This is a genomic window from Streptococcus sp. SCPM-O-B-15294 (M123) (assembly GCF_058200455.1).
In genome coordinates this window covers 160,572-168,193 of record NZ_JBYQGU010000003.1, presented here as the reverse complement: position 1 = coordinate 168,193, position 7,622 = coordinate 160,572, and the positions used below count along the sequence as shown (strand labels likewise).

The 7,622-nt window shown below is 34.1% G+C and carries 7 protein-coding genes; 3 read left to right on the top strand and 4 right to left on the bottom strand.

Features of this window, described 5'->3' with window-relative positions; genetic code table 11:
* Positions 1-269: 269 nt before the first annotated feature.
* Together mef(A) and msr(D) are read left to right on the top strand one after the other, a co-directional pair.
* Positions 270-1,487 carry a macrolide efflux MFS transporter Mef(A) gene (gene mef(A), locus AC3E8G_RS03755; protein WP_000417519.1) on the top strand — a complete coding sequence of 406 codons (1,218 nt, stop codon included), beginning with the start codon at positions 270-272 and terminating at the stop codon, positions 1,485-1,487.
* Between the two features lie 119 nt (positions 1,488-1,606).
* Positions 1,607-3,070: an ABC-F type ribosomal protection protein Msr(D) gene (gene msr(D) / locus AC3E8G_RS03750; RefSeq protein ID WP_000420313.1), complete on the top strand. Its 1,464-nt coding sequence runs from the start codon at positions 1,607-1,609 to the stop codon at positions 3,068-3,070.
* A 117-nt stretch (positions 3,071-3,187) separates the two neighbouring features.
* Here the strand turns inward: msr(D) and AC3E8G_RS03745 are convergent, their stop codons facing one another.
* Genes AC3E8G_RS03745 through AC3E8G_RS03730 form a run of 4 tightly spaced genes read right to left on the bottom strand, consistent with a single transcriptional unit; the run spans position 3,188 to position 4,432 of the window.
* Positions 3,188-3,487, bottom strand: a complete 300-nt coding sequence (locus AC3E8G_RS03745; RefSeq protein WP_001072467.1) for a DUF5960 family protein — start codon at positions 3,485-3,487, stop codon at positions 3,188-3,190.
* A complete protein-coding gene (locus AC3E8G_RS03740) occupies positions 3,474-3,842 on the bottom strand; it encodes a hypothetical protein (RefSeq protein WP_000567222.1) in 369 nt (122 codons plus the stop codon). The genes AC3E8G_RS03745 and AC3E8G_RS03740 overlap by 14 nt, the downstream gene beginning before the upstream one ends.
* A 12-nt stretch (positions 3,843-3,854) precedes the next feature.
* Positions 3,855-4,190, bottom strand: a complete 336-nt coding sequence (locus AC3E8G_RS03735; RefSeq protein ID WP_000806926.1) for a DinB/UmuC family translesion DNA polymerase — start codon at positions 4,188-4,190, stop codon at positions 3,855-3,857.
* Positions 4,187-4,432 carry a hypothetical protein gene (locus AC3E8G_RS03730; RefSeq protein WP_001813542.1) on the bottom strand — a complete coding sequence of 82 codons (246 nt, stop codon included), beginning with the start codon at positions 4,430-4,432 and terminating at the stop codon, positions 4,187-4,189. Before AC3E8G_RS03730 ends, AC3E8G_RS03735 begins: the two co-directional genes overlap by 4 nt.
* A gap of 917 nt (positions 4,433-5,349) precedes the next feature.
* On the opposite strand from AC3E8G_RS03730, the gene AC3E8G_RS03725 reads away from it, so the two are divergent.
* On the top strand, positions 5,350-6,552 hold the full coding sequence (locus tag AC3E8G_RS03725) for an Abi family protein (protein ID WP_003007328.1): 1,203 nt from the start codon (positions 5,350-5,352) through the stop codon (positions 6,550-6,552).
* Positions 6,553-7,622: the final 1,070 nt, after the last annotated feature.

Here is a 7,622-nt window from a genome sequence, read left to right as displayed (position 1 = left end):
AAGCTGGCAATAAAAAAAGCAGAATCTATACCCGATGATAGGCTTTTTTGTTGTGCTTATTTATACGATATTGAGCATTCATTAGTTACGGTGAGGATATTGGTTATTTAACTATACCTTTATTTAACTATGTCTTTAATATGAATGTTTCCAAATTGTATGTATGCAGACCAAAAGCCACATTGTGGGGTTTGGCCTGCATTTTTTATTGCCTAGAATGCTATTCAAAATAGAAATTCAAGCAAAATAATATGCAGGAGATAATATAAATGGAAAAATACAACAATTGGAAACGAAAATTTTATGCAATATGGGCAGGGCAAGCAGTATCATTAATCACTAGTGCCATCCTGCAAATGGCGATTATTTTTTACCTTACAGAAAAAACAGGATCTGCGATGGTCTTGTCTATGGCTTCATTAGTAGGTTTTTTACCCTATGCGATTTTGGGACCTGCCATTGGTGTGCTAGTGGATCGTCATGATAGGAAGAAGATAATGATTGGTGCCGATTTAATTATCGCAGCAGCTGGTGCAGTGCTTGCTATTGTTGCATTCTGTATGGAGCTACCTGTCTGGATGATTATGATAGTATTGTTTATCCGTAGCATTGGAACAGCTTTTCATACCCCAGCACTCAATGCGGTTACACCACTTTTAGTACCAGAAGAACAGCTAACGAAATGCGCAGGCTATAGTCAGTCTTTGCAGTCTATAAGCTATATTGTTAGTCCGGCAGTTGCAGCACTCTTATACTCCGTTTGGGATTTAAATGCTATTATTGCCATCGACGTATTGGGTGCTGTGATTGCATCTATTACGGTAGCAATTGTACGTATACCTAAGCTGGGTAATCAAGTGCAAAGTTTAGAACCAAATTTCATAAGGGAGATGAAAGAAGGAGTTGTGGTTCTGAGACAAAACAAAGGATTGTTTGCCTTATTACTCTTAGGAACACTATATACTTTTGTTTATATGCCAATCAATGCACTATTTCCTTTAATAAGCATGGAACACTTTAATGGAACGCCTGTGCATATTTCTATTACGGAAATTTCCTTTGCATTTGGGATGCTAGCAGGAGGCTTATTATTAGGAAGATTAGGGGGCTTCGAAAAGCATGTATTACTAATAACAAGTTCATTTTTTATAATGGGGACCAGTTTAGCCGTTTCGGGAATACTTCCTCCAAATGGATTTGTAATATTCGTAGTTTGCTGTGCAATAATGGGGCTTTCGGTGCCATTTTATAGCGGTGTGCAAACAGCTCTTTTTCAGGAGAAAATTAAGCCTGAATATTTAGGACGTGTATTTTCTTTGATCGGAAGTATCATGTCACTTGCTATGCCAATTGGGTTAATTCTTTCTGGATTCTTTGCTGATAAAATCGGTGTAAATCATTGGTTTTTACTATCAGGTATTTTAATTATTGGCATTGCTATAGTTTGCCAAATGATAACTGAGGTTAGAAAATTAGATTTAAAATAAACAATATTGGAGGAATATTTATGTATCTTATTTTCATGTAACTCTTCCTGCTAAAATCGCAGGGTTTTCCCTGCATACAAGCAAATGAAAGCATGCGATTATAGACAGGAGGAAATGTTATGGAATTAATATTAAAAGCAAAAGACATTCGTGTGGAATTCAAAGGACGCGATGTTTTAGATATAAATGAATTAGAAGTATATGATTATGACCGTATTGGTTTAGTAGGAGCAAATGGTGCTGGAAAAAGCACTTTACTCAGGGTACTTTTAGGAGAATTAACTCCCCCAGGATGTAAAATGAATCGTCTGGGTGAACTTGCCTATATTCCCCAGTTGGACGAAGTAACTCTGCAGGAGGAAAAAGATTTTGCACTTGTAGGCAAGCTAGGTGTTGAGCAATTAAATATACAGACTATGAGCGGTGGTGAAGAAACAAGGCTTAAAATAGCACAGGCCTTATCGGCACAGGTTCATGGTATTTTAGCGGATGAACCTACGAGCCATTTAGACCGTGAAGGAATTGATTTTCTAATAGGACAGCTAAAATATTTTACAGGTGCACTGTTAGTTATTAGCCATGACCGCTATTTTCTTGATGAAATAGTAGATAAAATATGGGAACTGAAAGATGGCAAAATCACTGAGTATTGGGGAAACTATTCTGATTATCTTCGTCAGAAAGAGGAAGAACGTAAGAGCCAAGCTGCAGAATACGAACAATTTATTGCGGAACGTGCCCGATTGGAAAGGGCTGCGGAGGAAAAGCGAAAACAGGCTCGTAAAATAGAACAGAAGGCAAAAGGTTCTTCAAAGAAAAAAAGTACTGAAGACGGAGGGCGTTTAGCTCATCAAAAATCAATAGGAAGTAAGGAAAAAAAGATGTATAATGCTGCTAAAACCCTAGAGCACAGGATTGCGGCCTTAGGAAAAGTAGAAGCTCCGGAAGGCATTCGCAGAATTCGTTTCAGGCAAAGTAAAGCATTGGAGCTCCATAATCCATACCCTATAGTCGGTGCAGAAATTAATAAAGTATTTGGGGATAAGGCTCTGTTTGAAAATGCATCTTTTCAAATTCCGTTAGGAGCAAAAGTGGCGTTAACTGGTGGTAATGGAATCGGAAAAACAACTTTAATCCAAATGATCTTAAACCATGAAGAAGGAATTTCTATTTCGCCTAAGGCAAAAATAGGTTACTTTGCACAGAATGGTTACAAGTACAACAGTAATCAGAATGTTATGGAGTTTATGCAGAAGGATTGTGACTACAATATATCAGAAATTCGTTCAGTGCTAGCATCTATGGGGTTCAAACAGAACGATATTGGAAAAAGTTTATCTGTTTTAAGCGGTGGAGAAATTATAAAATTGTTGCTTGCTAAAATGCTCATGGGTAGATATAACATCCTAATAATGGATGAACCCAGTAACTTCCTTGACATACCAAGTTTAGAGGCTTTGGAAATACTAATGAAGGAGTACACCGGAACTATCGTGTTTATCACCCACGATAAACGATTACTCGAAAATGTAGCAGATGTAGTTTATGAAATTAGAGATAAGAAAATAAATCTGAAACATTAAATTTAAGGTAGTCGCTGGTCAGTATAGTCTGTTCTGGTTGGCGACTCCATTGTTAAAGAGTATAAAGACTTTAGATTTTATGAATATTAAAAATAGGAACAGTCAATTGAACTGCTCCTATTTTTCTGCTAAATATATTGTAGTTTTCTTATATGTATAATGATAGATTAGCGGATTCTCATCTACGGTACTTACTTCAAATATGAAGAAGTGATCGCGGTTATCTCTGGACTTTTCCTTATTGAGGACAAAGTAATTCTTACGTGAAGTCGCCATTGTTTTTAGGATATCATCAGTTAGGAAGGTCAATGGAATATTCATGTTAGAGTAGCGGTAGAAGTCACGTTCAAAATCTTGGTAGCTCTCGCTATAATAGTCCATTTGTAGGTGATTACGCTGAAACTCAAGCTGATTCATAGAGCACCTCCTCGACAAGTTCAATACTAATAATGTCTTTTAATTTCAAATTGATGTGACCTGTTGTAGTTTTTATCAAAATGAAATCTTTGGTCAGACTTGGTATTGTTCCAGTGTAGGAAACACGCTTGTTTTTTTCAATCACTTGAATGCGTGTGCGTAGCTGCCCGGCGTATACTTGACTGAGGAGTAATAATTTCTTCTCTAGTGATAAGTCAGACATGTACGTTACTTTGTTTGTATCATCAGAGAGTGCTGATGCATGTTCAGATAGGAAAAAGCCCATCCATTTTTGCATCTTTGTATCCTGGTACTCTCTTGCTGATTGAAATGGTAAATATGAACGGTCAATCATATCAAATCCTTTCTATGCAGAGGCAAGGGTATTTTTATCAAATTGAATCGTAAAACCTTGAATTCCCCCACCTGTGTAACATTCTTTAAAGCGATTGATTACCTCAGTATAGATTATCACAGATGAGCTTGTTGGCTTAATGCTAAATGTAAATTCCAATGGTAATCGGTTTTCAGATTTAGCATGTACTAGTCGTATCGATATTTCAGTTGTTTTGAGTTTTCTCTGACGAAGTTTTGAAGTTGCTGTTTCAACGATTCCATGTAAAAATCTTTCAAGCATTTCAATATCATTACATCCTTTGCTACGGATTTCTGAAAATTGTACTGTATTTTTTTCTTGTTTCATTTTAATCCCTCCAATCCACCCGCGGAATGACCACCGATAAGTTTACTGCGTTCAATATTTCTGGAACCTTCAGTTAGGACGGTTCCTTTTTGTATGGCTAAAAAACCAAACTGTTCTCTGACAACATCAATAGCTGTCTGAAGTCTATTATCTTTTTCAATTTGTTCTACATCATCAAAGAGTGATAGTAGAGTATAGCTTTCATCTACGAAGCCACTATAAGATACACCAATTTGTCTCACTGCACCAGAGGTGTATTTTTTCGGAATAATACAAGTACATGACTCACCATTGTTTTGGGGAGATTTGCGGGTTCAATTTTATTCTGAGCATTTATAGATTTTTTCATCTCAGTCCTAGAATAGCCAATATGAATAGAAACGACAGTAGTCAATACTAGGGCTACTGTTCCGTTCCACAGTATCATTTAAAAATCATTTTCACACCCTTTCGTCTATTAGTATAGAAGAAAGCTCTCAGCACATGTTGAGTGTGTAAGTTTGTTAGTGAAACGTAGCTAAATCTCTCGCTTTTTTATTTCAAAGCTCCAGTGGAGCTTTGAACTCCCAAACCTTTTGAGTCCCACAGATGCATTATAACGGGGCTGTAGCATTGATGTCAAAACTTTCACCTCCTATATAAACAAATTCTATCCAACGTTTAAAAAGGATCAGTAGCTGATAATATATAGCGGTTTGCATCGTGACGACAAGTAGGTGGATTACGATTATTTGTAATTTATAAAATCTATGATGAGAGGTACGTGATTAGAGGTATCAAGTAATTTTTATTTTGCTAGAGCAAGCAACAAATCTTCTTCATAAGGACTATGCTAAGCAGATGTATCAGATACTAGATTTAGATAAATTTGAATGAGTTATGATGAATCAACTTCTAGACCACATCAGCATTTAAGAGGATAGGAAAATTAGAGTACCCTTCACAGAGGGAACTGAGGTACAGTTATAGAAAAAGAAAGGCTGTAATAACAGCTGGAAAACATTTTCGTTACAGCCTAATTTGCGTTTTTGTGGTATACTGAAATTGTTGAATGACTTTGAAAGTAAACAAGAAAAATAACTATTAAGGCTTTTATATTTGATAGTTATATTTTCGAAAATATAATATAATCAAAGATATTGCAGATGGATAATAAAATATGACTAGAGAAAAAGCGTTTAAAACTATTGAAGAGCAGATTTTGATTCAACGGGGCAGGAATTTGAAGATTACCGATGAGCCAGGGATGGTAAGTTTTATTCAGCAGAAAAATTATTTTAATTCTATAAATGGTTTTGAAACTATTTTTTTGGAGACCTCTAACCCTAAAAAATATATGAAAAGAGTCTCTTTTAAAGATTTTGAGAGAATATACACATTAGATAGAAATATAGCTAAGTACCTATTTCAAGAAATCGAAAAGATTGAGGTTGAACTGAAGTCGAGAATTGCATACGAATTTTCAAAAGTTCATTGCAATAATGGTATTGCTTCTAACTTAAAGTATTTAGATATCAATTGTTATGTGCTACCGATAGCACACAATCGAAATTCTTTTACAGAGTATTTTTATACTCATGGAGATAATAAAAAAACGCATTCTTTTTTTAGAGTGCATACTATTTCTGCCAAGATTAAAGATGTAATGTTTACAGGTAAAATTAGTACCTCTCATACTCGTAACGGAGATGTATATTACAACCTAGAAGGTGATTTTGATGGAATAGTTGATGACCTTAAAATAAATCAATATCGAGGGAGATTTTCAATAAAAGCTTCTAATACTCCTAGTAATATTTCTTCATTAAACGGTTCTATGAATGTGACGATTCAAATTAATAACATAGAGGGAAGATTTTTTGAATTATCTTATTCAGACTTCTGTAAAATTAAATATCCATATATTTCTAGCTATAAAAATCCTCCGCTTTGGGTTATTATTGATACACTAATGTTGAATGACTTGCTGGTTTTATTCCAAGGATTAGACATTGCTATACAAAATAAAATTATGAGTGAGATGGGATTTGATTCCTCTATTAGTGGGAGTCGAGAAAAATTCATTAACGCTTGTGAAATACTGCGTGAGTTGAGAAACCAATTGGCACACTTTGGTCTCATAACCAGATATAGGACGGGAAATAGTATTCTAATCAATAGACTTTTTATCTCTGATTTGTTACTTACTCCTAAAAGGAATAATAGAGTTTTAAAGTTTTATCAAGGTTTAAAAATTTTAAATTCTTTTAATAGATTCTCTCTTAAAAGGATTGATCGAGCTATTCAATCATATTATTTAAAAAATATGTTACTATTGAAGTTTGATATTAATAAAAATTTTTTTAATAGAATTGGCAAGTAAGTGTTGCAAAAAGTTGCTGGTTATGATAGAATAATATAGTTATATTTTAGTGCCACGACGGCGTGAAATCCTTGAAAGAGGTTTTCAAAAAGTCATAAGGGGGAAGGTTAATAAACTTTCCTCCTTATTTTATTTATTTAGATAAGTTGAAAATAGTGTTGAAGATGTTTGATTTCTGAAGTACCTTGAATTGTATAGAGTTTACATGCAGTTTAGAATTTCTGATTTATTATCCAGAGGATAGAACCGCTTATTGAAGATATTTTAGAAAGTTAGTCATTACCAAAGTTAATATTTATTTCTACAGTATAATTCTAAAATCACTTTTTTTCTCTTTCGTCTATTAGTATAGAAAAAAGCTAACACTACATGTGGAGTGTGTGAGTTTGTTAGTGAAACGAAATTAATCCTCAAAAGGTTTCCCAAAACTTTTGAGTCCCACAGACGCATCATGAGGAGAAATCATGAGGGATATTATCAGTTGAATAAGTAAGAGTATAATCTACATCTCCAAAGTAGGAGTGGCTAGTTCCAGCAGAAAGACCTTCATAGGTTTTATAACTGAATAGATCGACTTACTTTGTTGTCGAATTTTTCCTGTTCTTCAAGTAATTCTGAGGAATAGACGACAACTTTAAAATCAAATAAGCTAAAAACGCTCTAAAATCATTAAATTGATATTAAAGTGTTTTTTATTGTCAAAATATACAATTGAAAAAATTTCCAGCTTTTTTAAAATCACTATCTCAGATGACAATTTAATCAAAATATGATATAATACAGAAAAAGTAAAAATAACAAAAGTAACTTACCAAAGTAAAAGAAAAAAAGTAAATAGATAGCCACGGTGGATATTCCTTTCATTGTTTAGAAGGAGTTGCTGTGGTTATCGTTGTTGCTGAGCTAATTAATTGCTCTTATTACTTAGATGAAGTTACTTTTATTATTGAATTAATTTAAATAATAATAACGATCAATGAAAGTACTCATCGATATTCCCTTTATGCAGTTTAGAGCACAAAGGAAAATGGTACTGATTTGATCGTTTTTTTGTGTATTGACATCATAAA

Excerpts from the sequence above, each read along its gene's own strand:
- AC3E8G_RS03735 (WP_000806926.1), bottom strand. The coding sequence starts at position 4,190 with ATGAAACAAGAAAAAAATACAGTACAATTTTCAGAAATCCGTAGCAAA.
- AC3E8G_RS03740 (WP_000567222.1), bottom strand. The coding sequence starts at position 3,842 with ATGATTGACCGTTCATATTTACCATTTCAATCAGCAAGAGAGTACCAG.
- AC3E8G_RS03745 (WP_001072467.1), bottom strand. The coding sequence starts at position 3,487 with ATGAATCAGCTTGAGTTTCAGCGTAATCACCTACAAATGGACTATTAT.
- AC3E8G_RS03725 (WP_003007328.1), top strand. The coding sequence starts at position 5,350 with ATGACTAGAGAAAAAGCGTTTAAAACTATTGAAGAGCAGATTTTGATT.